The organism is Actinomyces ruminicola (genome assembly GCF_900103885.1).
Lineage (GTDB): Bacteria > Actinomycetota > Actinomycetes > Actinomycetales > Actinomycetaceae > Actinomyces > Actinomyces ruminicola.
The window spans coordinates 23,515-38,208 of sequence record NZ_FNIM01000020.1 but is presented as its reverse complement, the minus strand read 5'-3'; the positions used below and the strand labels follow the sequence as shown (position 1 = coordinate 38,208).

Genomic DNA, 14,694 nt, shown 5'->3' with positions numbered 1-14,694 from the left:
CTCCGAGCGGGTTGATGAGGTGGTGCTGGTGGGCACCGGCACGGCGGACGCCGCCTCCACCGACACCGCCGATACGGATTCGGGCTCCGCGACCGGCGGCGGTTCCGGATCCGGCTCCGCGAGCGCCTCCGCCGCCGACGACTCGGTGTGGGAGGCCCTGGCCCAGTGCGAGTCGGGCGGCAACCCGACCACCAACACCGGCAACGGCTTCTACGGCATGTACCAGTTCTCCCTGTCCACCTGGCAGGCGCTCGGCGGCACCGGCTACCCGCACGAGGCCGACGCCGCCACCCAGACCGCCATGGCCAAGAAGCTCCAGGCCCAGTCCGGCTGGGGACAGTGGCCGCACTGCGCCGCCCAGCTCGGCCTGCTCTGACTCACGCAGCCGCGGCGACGGCCCGCCCGTCCGCCCTGCCCATCCGCACCCTGGCATAGGCTGGGCTCCGTGCCCACGCCCGACGCCTCCGAGACCGCCACCGGCCTCCTCGGCCCCGCCGACATTCGGCGCCTCGCCGCCGCGCTCGATCTGCGCCCGTCCAAGTCGCGCGGGCAGAACTTCGTCCACGACGCCGGCACCGTGCGCCGCATCGTGCGCCTCGCCGGCGTGCAGCCCGGCGAGACCATCCTGGAGGTCGGCCCCGGACTGGGCTCCCTGACCCTGGCCCTGCTGCAGGCGGGAGCCCGGGTGATCGCCGTCGAGGTCGAGCCCGCGCTCGCCCGCGCCCTGCCGATCACGGTCTCCGAGCGCCTGCCCGGTGCCGCCGAGCGCCTGGCCGTGCTGGCCGCCGACGCCCTGACCATCACCGGCCCCGAGATGCTGCCGGCTCCGGACGCGGCCGCACCGCCCACCCGGCTGGTCGCCAACCTGCCCTACAACGTGGCCGTGCCCGTGCTGCTCACCGTGCTCGCCGCCCTGCCCTCCCTGCGCACGGCGACCATCATGGTGCAGGCGGAGGTCGCCGACCGGCTCGCGGCCGCCCCGGGCTCGCGCACCTACGGGGTGCCCAGCGTCAAGGCCGCCTGGTACGGCGATGTCCACCGCGACGCCCGTATTGGCCGCAGCGTCTTCTGGCCCGTTCCCAACGTCGACTCCGCGATCGTCACCCTCACCCGCCGCGAGCCCCCGGTCACCACCGCGACCCGCGAACAGGTCTTCGCCGTCGTCGACGCCGCCTTCGCCCAGCGCCGCAAGACCCTGCGCAAGGCTCTGGCCCCGCTGGCCGGCGGCACGGGAAAGGTCGACGCCGCTGCCCGCGCGGCCGGCATCGACCCGAGCCTGCGCGGGGAGAAACTGGACGTCTTCGCCTTCGCGGCCCTGGCCCAGGCGCTGGTCGAAGTCGGCGCGCTCACCACGGCCCCGGCCGCCGACGCCACCACCCCAGCAGCCGATGCACAGCCCAGCAACACCGGGAGAAAGCCATGAGCCCACTGCACGCCGTCCCCGGGACCGGTGCCGCGCCCCGCCCGCCCCGCTCCGGCTCCATGACCAAGGTGCGCGTTGAGGCGCCCGGCAAGGTCAACCTGTTCCTCTCCGCGGGCGCCCCCGCCGCCGACGGCTACCACCCCCTGACCACCGTCTTCCAGGCCGTCCGCCTCATCGAAACCGTCACCGCCCGTCGCCAGGCCGCCGACCTGCACGGCACCATCACCCTCACCCTGGACGAGCCCGATCCCGACGTCCCCACCGACGAGACCAACCTGGCCGTGCGCGCCGCCGCCCTGCTGGCCGAGACCGCCGGGGTCGGCGACGGCGTCGACCTGCTGCTGCGCAAGCGCGTGCCCGTCGCCGGCGGCATGGCGGGCGGTTCCGCCGACGCCGCCGCCGCCCTGCTCGCCTGCAACGCGCTGTGGGGAACGGGACTGAGCCTGACCGAGCTCACCGAGCTGGCGGCGCGGCTCGGGGCGGATGTGCCCTTCCCCCTCCTCGGCGCCACCGCCGTGGGCCACGGCCGCGGCGACCGGCTCACCCCGCTCATGGCGCGCGGCACCTACCACTGGGTGTTCGCCACGGCCGCCGAGGGACTGTCCACCCCCGCCGTCTTCCGCCGCTTCGACGAGCTCGCCGAGGCCTCTCCGACGGGTGTCGCAGCAGCCCCGGCCGAGGTCCCGGCCTCCCTGACCGCCGCCCTGCGCGACGGCGACGCCGCGGCCCTGGCCGCCGCCCTGCACAACGATCTGCAGGCCGCGGCCCTGGACCTGCGCCCGCAGCTGGCCGATGTCATGGCGCTCGCGGAGTCCGCCGGGGCGCTGCGCGCCATCGTCTCCGGCTCCGGCCCCACCATTGCCGCCCTGGCGCCCGATCCGGCAGCCGCCATGCGCGTTGCCAACGCGCTGAACGCCTCCGGGCTGGTGGCCGAGGCCCTGCGCGCCGACGCCCCCGTCGCCGGCGCCCGGGTGGTGGGCTGATGGCGCACCTGCTCGGCGTGGAATCCGTGCGTGTCACCGTCGGCCCGCGCACACTGCTTGACGGGGTGAATCTCGGCATCGAGGAGGGGGAGCGCATCGGGGTCCTCGGACCCAACGGAGCCGGCAAGTCCACCCTGCTGTCGCTACTGGCCGGCGCCCGCACCCCCGACGGCGGCCGCGTCACCCGCGCCGGGGGCACCCGGGCCGTAATGCTCACCCAGGCCGACCAGTTCGCCCCGGACGCCACCGTGCGCACCGCCGTGCACGGCGACGCGCCCGAACACCAGTGGGCCTCCGACCCGGCGGTGCGCGACATCCACGCCGGGCTGCTGCCCGACCTCGACCTGGACGCCGGCCTCGCCTCCCTGTCCGGCGGTCAGCGCCGCCGCGTGGCCCTGGCCGCCACGCTGACCGCCGACGCCAACCTCGTCATCCTCGACGAGCCCACCAACCACCTCGACGTCGAGGGCGTGGACTGGCTCGCCCGCCACCTGGCCGCCCGCTTCTCCCGCCGACGCGCCGCCGGCGCCCTGGTCACCGTCACCCACGACCGGTGGTTCCTCGACGCCGTGTGCACCCACGTGTGGGAGGTCGTCCCCGGCGTCGACCCCGGCGGCGACCGCCCCCAGATCCCCGGCCGGGTCGAGACCTATGACGGCGGCTACGCCGCGTACGTGCTGGCCCGCGCCGAGCGCGCCAGACAGGCCGCGGCCGCCGCCGAGAAGCGGGAGAACCTGCTGCGCAAGGAGCTCGCCTGGCTGCGCCGCGGCGCCCCCGCCCGCACCTCGAAGCCGCGCTTCCGCATCGACGCCGCCGAGGCCCTCATCGCCGACGTGCCGCCGCCGCGCGACACCGTGGAACTGACCGCCATGGCCACCGCCCGCCTCGGCAAGAAGGTCATCGACCTCGAGGACGTGAGCGTGGAGTTCCCGGACCCCGCGGCCCCCGCCGGTAAGCGGGAGGTGCTGCGCTCCGTCACGTGGCGGCTCGCCCCGGGTGAGCGGGTGGGCGTCGTCGGCGTCAACGGCGCCGGCAAGACCACCTTGCTGCGGCTGCTGGAGGGGACCCAGGAGCCCACCCGGGGCCGGGTGGTGCGCGGCAAGACCGTGGCTGTCGCCACCCTGTCCCAGACCACCCATGAACTAGACCCGTTGGCCGATGCGCGCGTGGTCGACGCCGTCGCCATGGTCGGCGGGCGCGTCACGGTTGGCGATCGGGAACTCACCGCCGCCCAGCTGGTCGAACGGCTCGGCTTCACCCGCTCGCGGGCATGGACGCGGGTGGGTGAGATCTCCGGTGGAGAACGGCGCCGCCTGCAGCTGCTGCGGCTGCTGATGGGGCAGCCCAACGTGCTGCTGCTGGACGAGCCCACCAACGACCTGGACACCGACACGCTCACCGCCGTCGAGGACCTGCTGGACACCTTCCCCGGCACGCTCGTGGTGGTCTCCCACGACCGCTACCTGCTTGAACGGGTCACCGACCACCAGATCGCCCTGCTCGGCGACGGCACCATCCGTGATCTGCCCGGGGGAGTGGACCAGTACCTGCGGCTGCGCCGGGAGGCGCAGGCGGCCGCGGCTGCGGAGCCGGGGCCCCGGCGCAACCCCTCCGCCCAGGAGCGCGGCGGCGCCGCCCTGCACGCCGCCCGCAAGCAGCTGGCCAGCATCGAACGCCGCCTGGACAAGGCCACGGCGCGCATCGACGAGCTGCACCAACGCATGGAACAGGCCTCGGCACGGCTGCAGGTTGAGGAGCTGACCGCGCTGGGCAAGCAGCTGGCGCAGGCCGAGGCCGAGCAGGCAGACCTGGAGGCCCAGTGGCTGCAGGCCGCCGAGGCCGCCGAGGCCGCCGAGTACTGAGCGAGTACTGAGCCACTGAGTTGCCGGCCGCCCCGTCGGCGCGACTGCGGGGCCGGGAGCGGGCTCAGTTCTCGGGCGTCCTCGGCAGTGCATCCACGGGAGCGACTGCCTGGCTGAGGGCGACCACGTCGTCCAGCGCGGAGGCGACCACCTCCGGGGCGGCCTTCCACGCCCGCATGACCAGGTCGACCGGGATGGTCGGCAGCCCCGCCATGCGCAGGACTACTACCGCGCTGGGGCGGTTCGTCGTGCCCGCGTCGCTGCGGCTGGACACGGCCTGGAAGCCGGCCATCCGCGGGGCGGGACGCAGGCGCTGCGGCTGCTCCGCCTGGGGCAGCAGGTCGTCAATGAGCGCGCGCTGGGTGGCCTGCCGCCCCTCCTTGGTGCCGTCGTCCCGTGCAATCACGAGGCTGAGGTCAACCGCGAAGATCTGATGGCCGCCCTCGCCGACGTGCAGCAGCCGCGCCAGGGAGGTGCCCCGCTCGGTGCGGCGCAGCTCCTCCAGCAGGTTCGCGAAGGCGGTGCGCCACTGCGGACCTGTCATGTCCAACAGGAGGCTGCGTGTCTGCGCCTCGGTGCGGGCCCAACCCGGCGGGGGGAACTCGGGGATGACGACCCAGCGCCCCGGATCCGGGGTGACGGCGATCTGCATTGTGCTACTCCTTTAACAGACCTGTGCAATATAGCGGATGCGGCAGGATCTATGCTGAACCGGTGGCCGCCTCCGCACCTTCTCCGCTCCCCGCCTCTCGGATACGGCGGGTGATCGCCGGCGTCATAGACATCGTGATCATCGCGGGTGCCGGGGTCCTGGTGCCGCTGCCTCCGGCGGCTCGCCTGGCGGTGGGGATCGCAATCGCCGGGGTGATAACGTTGGCCCAGGCGCGGACGGGTGCCAGCCCCGGGCAGGCGCTCACCTCCATCCGGCTGCGGCGCGCGATCCGCCCCACGGATCCGCCGGGGGGCGCCGCCGTCGAGCGCGCTTGGCTGTTCATCCTGGCGTCCCTGCCGACTTTCGGGATACTTCCCCTGATCATGGTCATGAGCACCGAGGACGGCGGCTGGCGCCGTACCTGGTACGACCGGATGGCGGGGACGGTCGTCATCGCGAGGGAGCACGGCCCGGAACCGGTACAGCTGGTGGCGGCGAACGGGCACCTGCTCACCGTCTCCCAGCCGACGGTGCTGGGGCGCGCGCCCGCCCCGCTTCCGGGCAGAACGAGCCGGCTGCTGCCGGGCTTCCAGGAGGATCCGTCGGTCTCCAAGACCCACGCACTGCTGGAGCCGGTGCGTGGCGGTGTGGTCATCACCGACCTGAACTCCACCAATGGCACACATGTGGAGGACGCCCGCGGTGTTCATCGGCTGGTCCCGGGACGGGCCCAAACCGTGGAACGAGGACGGCGGGTCTACTTCGGCGATGCCGAGTGCATGATTCGCTAATGGCTCGCCGCAATGTCCGCACCGGCTCCGCATGAGATCGTCGGCCCACCCGTTCGGCCTTTCGTGGGCACCTACCATTCCTCTGCGGGCGATCTTGCACCACCGAATTCGGGAGGCCCGAGCGGGTGGTGATGGAATCCGCGGGCCAGGGCGATTGGCGGCTGCGCGCGTCTGTGAGACACTGCCTTACAGAATGGCGGTTGCTCGGCGCCGTCTAACAAGCCGATGAAGGAGAAAACGTGACCGACACGTCCGTCGAACGTGAGACTCTGTGGGCAGAGGGCACCTGGAGCGCGGCGGTGGCGCCTCGAGGGGTGCTGCTGCTGCCGCCGGAGGTTCCTGAAGAGCTGGTGGCGGAGCTATGGCGGGTGCTGCGAGACCCTGAGGGCACCCTAACTGCTATCCTTGACCGTCTTGTGATGGGAGCCGGGGGGCGTCTCTCCCGCATCCCGGACTTCGCCCTGGTGCTCTTGGAGAAATCGGGTACCCACCTGGCTCTGCGCGGATCCTTGTCCCTCCGGGTAGACGGCGAGAGTTTTGACGCCGCCGAAGTGGCCACGTGGATGGAGTCCTTCCTCCCCGGCGAGTCCAGTGTCGTGCTGTCGGCGCCCGAGCAGCCGGGCACGGTGCTGCGTCCCGCCGTCGACGCCGTGGTACGGGCGGCCCGTCTGCAACTGGGGGCCCCTGCTGCCGATGCCGCGGAGGCCGCCGCTGACGCCGAGGCCGCCGATGCGGCTGAGACCGAAACCGTGCAGGCCACCGCTGACACCGCTGACGCCGAGGCCGCCGATGCGGCTGAGACCGAAACCGTGCAGGCCGCCGATGACGCCGAGGTCGCCGCGCCGGATGCCCAGGCCGAGGCCGACGAAGAACCGGCGGCTGGGTCGGACAGCGACGTGCCTGAAGAAACGGGCCGGGAACAGGCGGCCAGGTCCGCCGTCGCCTCTGAAGCGGCGGCCGAGTCGGATACGGCCGAGTTCGCCGCGGTGCAGTCCGCCGGCAGCCCCGACCTTCCTGGGGATCACGACGGGTGGACGGTGGCGGACCTGCCCGAGGACCTCGTTGAAGAGCTCGGCAGGATGCTGCCGGAGCAGCAGGAGAGTCGGGACGAGCCCGAGCCCACGCAGGGAGTCGACACCGAGGCAACCGAGGCGGCCCCCACCCGCATGGCCCTGTCCGTCATCTGCCCCTCCGGACATGCCAACCCGACCAATTACGTCAACTGCCGCGAATGCGGCGCCGAGCTCACTCAGCCGGCACGGATCATCGCCTGTCCTCCGCTGGGCCGGGTGCGCGTATCCTCGGGTGGCGAGGTTGTGCTGGACCGGCCGGTGCTCGTCGGTCGTGAGCCCTCGCCCGAGCATGTCGGTGAGCTCAATGGCGCCGTGCCGGCCGTTGTCACCGTGCCCAGCGAGCAGCAGGTCATCTCCCGCAACCACCTGCTGATTGAGCTTGATGAGTGGTCGGTGCTGGCGCGCAGCCTGTCCGCCGGCAACGGCACCGTGCTGCGCCGTGACGGCATTTCCCCGATGCGCATGTCCTCCACCGAGCCGGTGCTGCTGCGCAGCGGAGACATCCTCGACCTGGGCGACGGGCAGTCGCTCCTGCTGGAGGACCTGCCGTGAGCCAGGGCCGCGAGGACTCCCCCCCATCCATCCCCGGATTCACCTACATACGGGACCTGGGAGCGGGGGGCTACTCGCGGGTCTACCTGTACGAACAGCACATGCCGCAGCGAGAAGTGGCCGTCAAGGTCATGAACTGCGGCGTCAGCGGCGGCCCGGATTCCCGCTTCGAGTCCGAGGCCAACCTGATGGCGCGGGTGTCCTCGCACCCGGCGATCCTGTCCATCTACGGTGCGGGTACTGCGGTCGACAACCGCCTGTTCTTGGTGATGGAGTACTGTCCCCCGCCACAGCTGAGCACGGTGCTGTCCCGCGGCCCGCTCAGCGTCGCCGACGCCCTGAGCACCACCATTCAGATCGCCGGAGCGGTCGAGTCCGCGCACCGGGTCGGCATTGTGCACCGGGACATCAAGCCCGCCAACATCCTGTTCACCGCCTACCGCCGACCGGTGCTGTCAGACTTCGGCATCTCCGCCATGAGCGGTCCTCGCGGCGAGAACGATGAACTGCGCGGGATGAGCGTCCCCTGGGCGCCGCCCGAGCAGCTGGTCGGCTCCCACACAGCCGACCCCGCCTCCGACATCTACTCCCTGGCCGCCACCGCATACGCCATGCTGACCGGTCGCAGCCCCTTCGAGATCCCCGAGTCCTCCGACTCCGTCTACGAGCTGTCGCGGCGAATCATCAAGGACCAGCTGCCACCGTTGGGGCGCCAGGACGTCCCTCCCTCCTTGTACCGCGTGCTCAGCGTGGCCATGGACAAGGACCCCGCCCGCCGCTACCCAACGGCGCTGGCCCTGGCCCGTGCCCTTCAGCAGGTGGAGGCCGAGCTGGGGCTACCGATGACCGCGGTCGATCTGTTCCACACGGAGGAGGATTCTGAGGCGGCCCATGACGCTGACGCCCTGGTCGACGACGACAAGGCCACCCGCCTGGGAGTGTTCGAGCCCTTCGTGGAGACCGCCACGCACGTGCCCGTCGTAGACATCCGGACGGAGGCCGACGGCGAGCCGGAGACCGGGACGCGGCGCTCGCGGCTGCTGATCGGGGCGCTGGCGGTGGTGGTCACCGCCGCGGCGGTGACCACCGCTGTGGTCACTTCGCGCATGTCAGAGCACAGCCGGCCGGTGGCGACGTTCGCGACGCTGGCTCCTGCTGCCAGCGCGGATCCGCTCGGGACGTCCGTGGCCGCGCCCCGCGGCCTGACCGGTGCCCTGTCCGAGGACGGGACCGCGGTCACCTTCACCTGGGAGGCTCCGGAGGACGATTGGGACGGCAGCTTCCTGTTCCGGGAGGACGTGGCCGGGGAGAGTGACTCCGCGATGCAGTCGACGCAGGCGACCACCGTCCAGCTGCCGGCCCGGACAGGTAACACCTGCATTGAGGTCTACAGCGTGCGCTCCGACGGCAGGACCTCCTCACCCGCTTCGGTTTGCGTCAGCACCGAGGCGGGGAACGACGCCAACGTGGGGTAGCCGCAGAGCATCAAACCGGAGGAGACTTCAATCCTCGATCCGATATTCGGCTCGGCCGAGAATCAGCACCGAGCCGACCGGTGCGGGAGCCGGCACCTCCGGCTGCGCCTGTTTGACAGTGCCCTGCTGCTCGATGCGAGTGCCGTTGGTGGAGTGCAGATCCGTCACCCACAGGCCTCCCGGAACGGGGGCCAGGGCGGCGTGCGTCTTGGAGATGGACCGGCTGACATCGGGCAGGGACACATGCTTCGCCCCGGGGTATTCGGAGATGTTCGCCGGATCCCGGCCTACCACCGTGGGGGCGGTCAGCAGGATGGGTGACCCGCCGTCGGCGGGCACGAGCCGGATGCGCACGCTATCCGCCTCGCGCTTGCGCTGAGCGGCACGGCGCCGACGTCTGGTCTCCGGGACGGCGGCGGACGCATCCGCATTCGGAGCAGGACTGGCCGGACCGGCGGCGTGGGCATTGAGGGCGAAGGCGGATGTCTCCGCCTCGCCGGTGGGGACCTTGGGGACGTCGTCGGTGGTGGAGTCGAGCGGCGTTGGCACGGCGGACCAGGGGACCGAGTCGATGATCGCCGACTTGGTGTTCGGAATGGACGCCGCGGCCCTGGTGCTGTCCAGGGTGTCAGCCACCTCGGTGATGGGGCTGTTTGACGGCGTGAATGAGAAGCGTCCGTCGGAGAACGGGCTCCGTCGGCCGGCTTGAGCGGCGTGGGGCGCTGGGGGAGCGGACGCGGGGGCGGCGGCCGGGGGCCGCGCGGGCGCGTGCACCATCCTTACGCCGGTGAGGCGGTCATGCCAGCCGCGTCCCTGAGGATCCGCCGCCACGGTGCGCATCAGAGCGATGGCGCCCAGGCCGAGCGTCGGCAGGACGCATATGAAGGTGAGGTCGGCGTGCAGGATCAGACCCGTCCCCGGGGGAAGCCCGGTGCGGTCGGAGACCAGCTGCACGCCCATGAGCCGACCGCCCGGGGTCCAGCCGGTCCGCCCCAGGACCACCTCACGTACCGCCAGCACGATCACGGCCGCCACCAGTAGGGACACCATCCAGCTCGCACCGCCGATCAGGCGCAGTAGCGAGGCGAGCATCCCGCTCAGGACTGCGCCTCCAGCCAGGTCGATCAGGCCCGCGAGGACGCGCGCGCGGACCGGTGCGGGACCGGCGACCACGGGGGCCGGCGGGAATGTGCCTGCGGAACTGGGCGGCGCCTCGGCGGAGACTCTCTCTGCCGAGGCGTGCGGGGGCGCCGCCGGGCCGCCGTTGGTGCGGCGGGATGCTGAAGTGGCCGTCACGAGCCTGTCCTCCTCGAAGTGGGTTGTGGCCGCGTACTGCGTCCGGCGGGCCGATACAGCGAGCGCGGCGAGAACCGGGCCAGCACACGGCGCCACCGGGGACAGTCAGACGCCATCACAGGAACGATGGCGTCGGCGGATTCCCAGATCTGCTTCAGATCGTACGATGACGGGTCGCCCGCAGCGAAGACCTGGGCGTCGATCGCGCGGGCTAAGCGCGGAAGATCCGCCCGGGGGAAGCCGACCGACAGACTTGCTGCGGCCTCTCTTCGGGTAATGCCGCCCGGTGTGTTCCTGCCGAGGTCGCGGGCGCGGTCCACGACCTCGTCCCAGGCGCCGAGTGCCCGGTCCACCCCCTGCCGACGGCGGCGCCGAGCCCGGCGCAGCAGCTTGGCGGCCAGTATGGCCGCCAACAGTGCCGCGATGCCTGCGACGACCGCCAGAGACACGATCACGGCGGTGGGCAGCCCGGCAGGCCGGTCATCCTCTGAGCTGTCCCGGTCATCGTCCTCATAGACGGGTGGCAGCTCGGCGGGGTCCTGCTGGGGCAGCGGCGGCTGCAGCACCTGCGGCTCGGGGTTGGAGACCTTGCGGGCGCTCTGCTGCTGTGGTACCTGGTCGCGTTCGGGGGTGACATCGAAGCTCACCCAGCCGACCTGCTCGAAGGCCACTTCCACCCACGCGCTGACGTCCTCTCCGGTGACGTTGGAGGCGTCGCCGTCGGTGCCCGGCTCGAAGCCCATCACCACCCGCGCCGGGATGCCCAGCGAGCGGCACATGAGCATCATCAGCACCGCGTACTGCTCGTCGTCTCCCACCAGGGAGTCGGCGGAGACCATGGCGGCGAGGCGGGCCGCTCCGTGACCGGGATCGGAGGGGCTCTTGGTTCCGTCGGAGTAGTAACCGGTGCGCAGCGCCTGCTGCAGGATGCGTATCTGGTTGAGCGGCTCGGACTCCGAGCCGACCAGCGAATGCGCCAGCGCCTGAACCGATGCCGGCACGTCCTCCACGGTTCCGAGATCGACGTCCGCGAGCGACAGCTGAATCAGGTCAGAGTCCGGCGGCGTGGCGGGAACCGCGATGGTCTCGGTCAGAATGTCGTCGGCGGCGAGTCGCGCGGTGACGAGCCCGGTGGAGGAGAAGGTGTCGTAGAACAGGGACTCACGGATCGTCTCGGCCCGATCCCCTGAGGGGGCTATCGCCAGCGTCTCCATCACGGTGGGCACCCACGGGTAGGTGTAGCCGTCCAGGGTGAGGGTGACGGTGAGGGCGTCCGCAGAGTCTGTGTCCGCGGCCGCTGAGCCGCCCGCGGCGTCGGAGTCGGCCACCAGCGGGGTGCCCTCGCCGATATGCTGGAAGTGCGCGCCGCCGTCGGAGTCCTGGCTGATGCGGGCGGACAGGCCGTCATAGGAATCAAGCGCGGCGATGCGGATGCGGGCGCCTTCGGGCAGCCCGGACACGGTCATGAGCGTGGTTGAGGCCAGCTCCGTCTCCAGGGTGCGGACCAGCGCGAGCGGGGTGGCGTACTCGGTCAGGTCCAGCGGCGGATTGAACACATCGCGCAACACCGTGCGGCCACTTGGGGCGGCGGGCGCGGCGACCGCGACGACGAGCACGACAATGGCCAGGAGAACTCCTGCCCGGGCCACACCGCGGCGGGCACCCGTGGCCAATCCCGAATCGGAGTCCTCCAGTACCTCGGCCACCCGGTCACGTCGGCCCCGCTGCGCCGCCAGCGCCCACAGCCCCAGCACGCCGGCAGTGAGCAGCGCGCCAACCACGGCGGGCAGCGGCGCGTCGGCATCTCCCCAGGCGATGCCGACGGCGAGCTCACCCAGGACCACGAATCCGGCCAGGTGGAGCCGCCCCGCGGCAACGAAGCGGGTCGCCAACACGCCGCAGGTCAGTCCGGTCAGCCAAGGCAGGACCGTCATGCCGGGGAAGGCGGTCAGCGGCAGTGGCAGGGTGAGCGCGTCGCGCCACACCGTGACCGTGGCAGCCAGGACCGTGTACACGCCGTCAAGGCTGCCGGTGACATCGGGCAGCAGCCAGGGGGCGAGCAGCACGTGTGCGGACGCGGCGACGGCGAGCGTGGGCAGTGCTGACAGGCGGGACCGAGCCGTTGCCAGGCCAATGCCCACCCCCAGCCCAACCCCGATCATGCCGACGACGGCGCCGATCTGGGAGCCGAAAGGGACCGTGAAGGGGATGGCGCCGGCCAACAGCAGCACGGTGACCAGTACCTGATAAACCCAGCGTTCCTTCAGCGAGCCGGTCATGCGGCCCTCCGCATCACCATGGGCAGGGCCTCCAGGCGGTCGAGGTCGAAGGCGGACAGCGTGCCAACCGCGTGGCGCCCCAGTGGCCGGGCGCCGCAGCGCAGCGCAATCGCCACCGTATCCACAGGGGTGGTGGTGCGCACGCGCCCCAGCACGGCGTCGTCGCAGCGCTGGCCGGTTACCAGGACCAGCACCGATGCCTCGGGGTGGCGGGTGGTGGCTTGCCGGGCCAGCTCGTCGCAGCCGTAAGCGTCCGGCGTCTCCTGCAGCAGGCAGGAGGCGTCCAGCAGCCGCATTCCAGTAACGGTGGGCAAGGGTCCGGCCTGGGTGAGTAGGGACACCTCCCGGCCGTCGGAGATGGCGTTCAGCGCCAGCGAGCAGGCCACGGACACCGCCGTCTCGAAGTCCTCGTCGGTCTCATAGTCGTCGGGAAGGGTGTCCAGGAGCACCAGCAGGCTGGCGCGGTGAGTCTCCTCGAACTGGCGCACCATGAGCCTGCCGGTGCGGGCAGTGGTGCGCCAGTGGACGTTGCGGCGGTCATCCCCGGGCACGTAGTCGCGCAGGGCGTGGAAGGACACGTCCGAGCTGGACAACTCCTGGGTAACGGCTCCCTCGACGTCGCGCATCATGCCGCGCAGGGTGACGCCCAGTCGGATGATGCGCGGGTGGATGTGCACCAGCTGCGGCTCGGTGTGGTTGTGCTCGCTGCGCAGCAGGCCGACCGGGTCGGAGCGCACGGAGACGACCGGACCGACGGTGACGACGCTGCGGCGGGCCGTGGGCAGGATGAAGCCGCGCTCATGGTCGGCGCCCGGGCGCAGGGTGGGGACCGCGAAGACCGCGTTGGCGGTGCCGACGGGCATCTCCATACGGGCGGGCAGCAGGATGCGCCCGGCGGGGTTGTGCACGGTCAGGTGAACGATGGCGTTGTCACCGACCGTGACGCGACGTTCGAACAGCTCATGGGTGACGGCATGGCCGCCTCGCGGCAGCAGCCACAGCCAGGCGGTGGCCACGACGACGCCGAGTACCGCGGCGCCCGCCCAGGCCTCCTGCCAGCCCAGCCGGGCACCGCCGACGATGCACAACGCCAACAGCAGCGCGCAGGCCCAGCCGGTGCGAGTGACCACGCCGACGCCGCGGCGCACAGCGGCAACCACCGGGAGGCCGTGCCAGTGGCCGGCACCGGAACGAATCCGGGCGGTGACGTGACGGGCGGTCTGCAGCATTCGCACCACGGCGGACGCGGCGGTGGTTGTTTCTGGGGGCGGGGCGGGGCTGGTCATGGGCGAGCTCGTGCGTGGGTTCACCGGGTGGTGGGGGCGGAGACGTCGGCCAGTGCGCGGGTGATGACTCCGGCGGCGGTGGCGCCGGAGAACTCCGCATCCGGGTCCATGACCAGCCGGTGCGCCCACACCACCTCCGCCAGGTCCTTCACATCGTCCGGCAGCACATAAGGGCGTCCCTGGGCGGCCGCCCACACGCGCGTAACCCGGGCCATGGCGATAGCGCCGCGGGTGGACACGCCGAGCAGGGTGTCCGGAGACTCGCGCGTGGCCTCCACCAGGGCACCGATGTAGTCCAGGATCGACTCCTCCACATGGTTCTGCGCGGCGATGTCGGACATGGAGGCGATGGCGCCGGAGGTGATGACCGTGTCCAGGCCGCGGGAGCGGTCGGGCTTGTCCGAGCCTGCCAGGATGCGGGTGAGGGCCCCGCGGTCCGGGTAGCCGATGGAGGTCTTCATCAGGAAGCGGTCCAGTTGCGCCTCGGGGAGGCGGTAGGTGCCGGCCTGCTCCACCGGGTTCTGGGTGGCGATCACCATGAAGGGGCGGCCGGTCTCATGGCGTACGCCGTCTACGGTGACCGTGGACTCCTCCATGACCTCCAGCAGCGCGGACTGGGTCTTGGGCGAGGCGCGGTTGATCTCGTCCGCAAGGACCACGGAGGCGAAGACCGGACCGGGATGAAACTCCCAGGCGGTGGTCTTCTGGTTGTAGATGGTCACGCCGGTGATGTCCGAGGGCAGCAGGTCCGGGGTGAACTGGATGCGCGAGTGGCTGCCCTGCACGCTGGCGGCCAGGGCGCGGGCCAGAGCCGTCTTGCCGGTGCCGGGGGCGTCCTCGAGCAGGAGGTGCCCCTCGGCGAGCATGGATGTCAGCGCCAGGCGGATGACGTCCTGCTTGCCTAGCAGCGCCTCGCCGACGTTGTCCACCACCTTGTTAAAGGTCTCGGCGAACCAGGTGGCGTTCTCCTGGGTCATGGGCATGGGTGCTTTTGTCTCCTATGGGTAGCCGAGCGGGGTGCG

Annotated in this window: 12 protein-coding genes; 7 read left to right on the top strand and 5 right to left on the bottom strand. The window is 71.7% G+C overall.

The features are described 5' to 3' along the window. From BLR49_RS11800 to BLR49_RS11785, 4 genes are all read left to right on the top strand, one after another. The coding region (locus BLR49_RS11800; protein WP_176765869.1) for a transglycosylase family protein at positions 1-376 on the top strand (376 nt) is incomplete at its 5' end. 69 nt (positions 377-445) lie between these two features. Then, on the top strand, positions 446-1,423 hold the full coding sequence (gene rsmA, locus BLR49_RS11795) for a 16S rRNA (adenine(1518)-N(6)/adenine(1519)-N(6))-dimethyltransferase RsmA (protein ID WP_092537864.1): 978 nt from the start codon (positions 446-448) through the stop codon (positions 1,421-1,423). Beyond that, positions 1,420-2,406: a 4-(cytidine 5'-diphospho)-2-C-methyl-D-erythritol kinase gene (locus BLR49_RS11790; protein ID WP_092537862.1), complete on the top strand. Its 987-nt coding sequence runs from the start codon at positions 1,420-1,422 to the stop codon at positions 2,404-2,406. Before rsmA ends, BLR49_RS11790 begins: the two co-directional genes overlap by 4 nt. Next, the gene (locus BLR49_RS11785; RefSeq protein WP_092537860.1) at positions 2,406-4,268 is read left to right on the top strand and encodes an ABC-F family ATP-binding cassette domain-containing protein; all 1,863 of its coding nucleotides are present in this window, start codon (positions 2,406-2,408) and stop codon (positions 4,266-4,268) included. The genes BLR49_RS11790 and BLR49_RS11785 overlap by 1 nt, the downstream gene beginning before the upstream one ends. A gap of 64 nt (positions 4,269-4,332) precedes the next feature. Here BLR49_RS11785 and BLR49_RS11780 read toward each other — a convergent pair whose 3' ends face one another. After that, positions 4,333-4,920, bottom strand: a complete 588-nt coding sequence (locus BLR49_RS11780; RefSeq protein ID WP_092537858.1) for a hypothetical protein — start codon at positions 4,918-4,920, stop codon at positions 4,333-4,335. Between the two features lie 62 nt (positions 4,921-4,982). Between BLR49_RS11780 and BLR49_RS11775 the strand changes: the two genes are divergently transcribed. The 3 genes from BLR49_RS11775 (at position 4,983) to BLR49_RS11765 (ending at position 8,811) form a co-directional block, all read left to right on the top strand. Beyond that, on the top strand, positions 4,983-5,711 hold the full coding sequence (locus BLR49_RS11775; protein ID WP_143013768.1) for an FHA domain-containing protein: 729 nt from the start codon (positions 4,983-4,985) through the stop codon (positions 5,709-5,711). Between the two features lie 239 nt (positions 5,712-5,950). Next, positions 5,951-7,336 carry an FHA domain-containing protein gene (locus tag BLR49_RS11770; RefSeq protein ID WP_092537854.1) on the top strand — a complete coding sequence of 462 codons (1,386 nt, stop codon included), beginning with the start codon at positions 5,951-5,953 and terminating at the stop codon, positions 7,334-7,336. Further along, entirely contained in the window at positions 7,333-8,811 is a 1,479-nt protein-coding gene (locus BLR49_RS11765) for a serine/threonine-protein kinase (RefSeq protein ID WP_092537852.1), read from the top strand. Before BLR49_RS11770 ends, BLR49_RS11765 begins: the two co-directional genes overlap by 4 nt. A gap of 27 nt (positions 8,812-8,838) precedes the next feature. Here the strand turns inward: BLR49_RS11765 and BLR49_RS11760 are convergent, their stop codons facing one another. Genes BLR49_RS11760 through BLR49_RS11745 form a run of 4 tightly spaced genes read right to left on the bottom strand, consistent with a single transcriptional unit; the run spans position 8,839 to position 14,655 of the window. Further along, positions 8,839-10,107: an RDD family protein gene (locus BLR49_RS11760; protein WP_143013767.1), complete on the bottom strand. Its 1,269-nt coding sequence runs from the start codon at positions 10,105-10,107 to the stop codon at positions 8,839-8,841. Continuing rightward, entirely contained in the window at positions 10,104-12,386 is a 2,283-nt protein-coding gene (locus tag BLR49_RS11755) for a transglutaminase-like domain-containing protein (protein WP_092537848.1), read from the bottom strand. The genes BLR49_RS11760 and BLR49_RS11755 overlap by 4 nt, the downstream gene beginning before the upstream one ends. After that, positions 12,383-13,672 carry a DUF58 domain-containing protein gene (locus tag BLR49_RS11750; RefSeq protein WP_245690681.1) on the bottom strand — a complete coding sequence of 430 codons (1,290 nt, stop codon included), beginning with the start codon at positions 13,670-13,672 and terminating at the stop codon, positions 12,383-12,385. Before BLR49_RS11750 ends, BLR49_RS11755 begins: the two co-directional genes overlap by 4 nt. 20 nt (positions 13,673-13,692) lie before the next feature. Continuing rightward, positions 13,693-14,655 carry an AAA family ATPase gene (locus tag BLR49_RS11745; protein WP_092537844.1) on the bottom strand — a complete coding sequence of 321 codons (963 nt, stop codon included), beginning with the start codon at positions 14,653-14,655 and terminating at the stop codon, positions 13,693-13,695. Between the last annotated feature and the right edge of the window lie 39 nt (positions 14,656-14,694).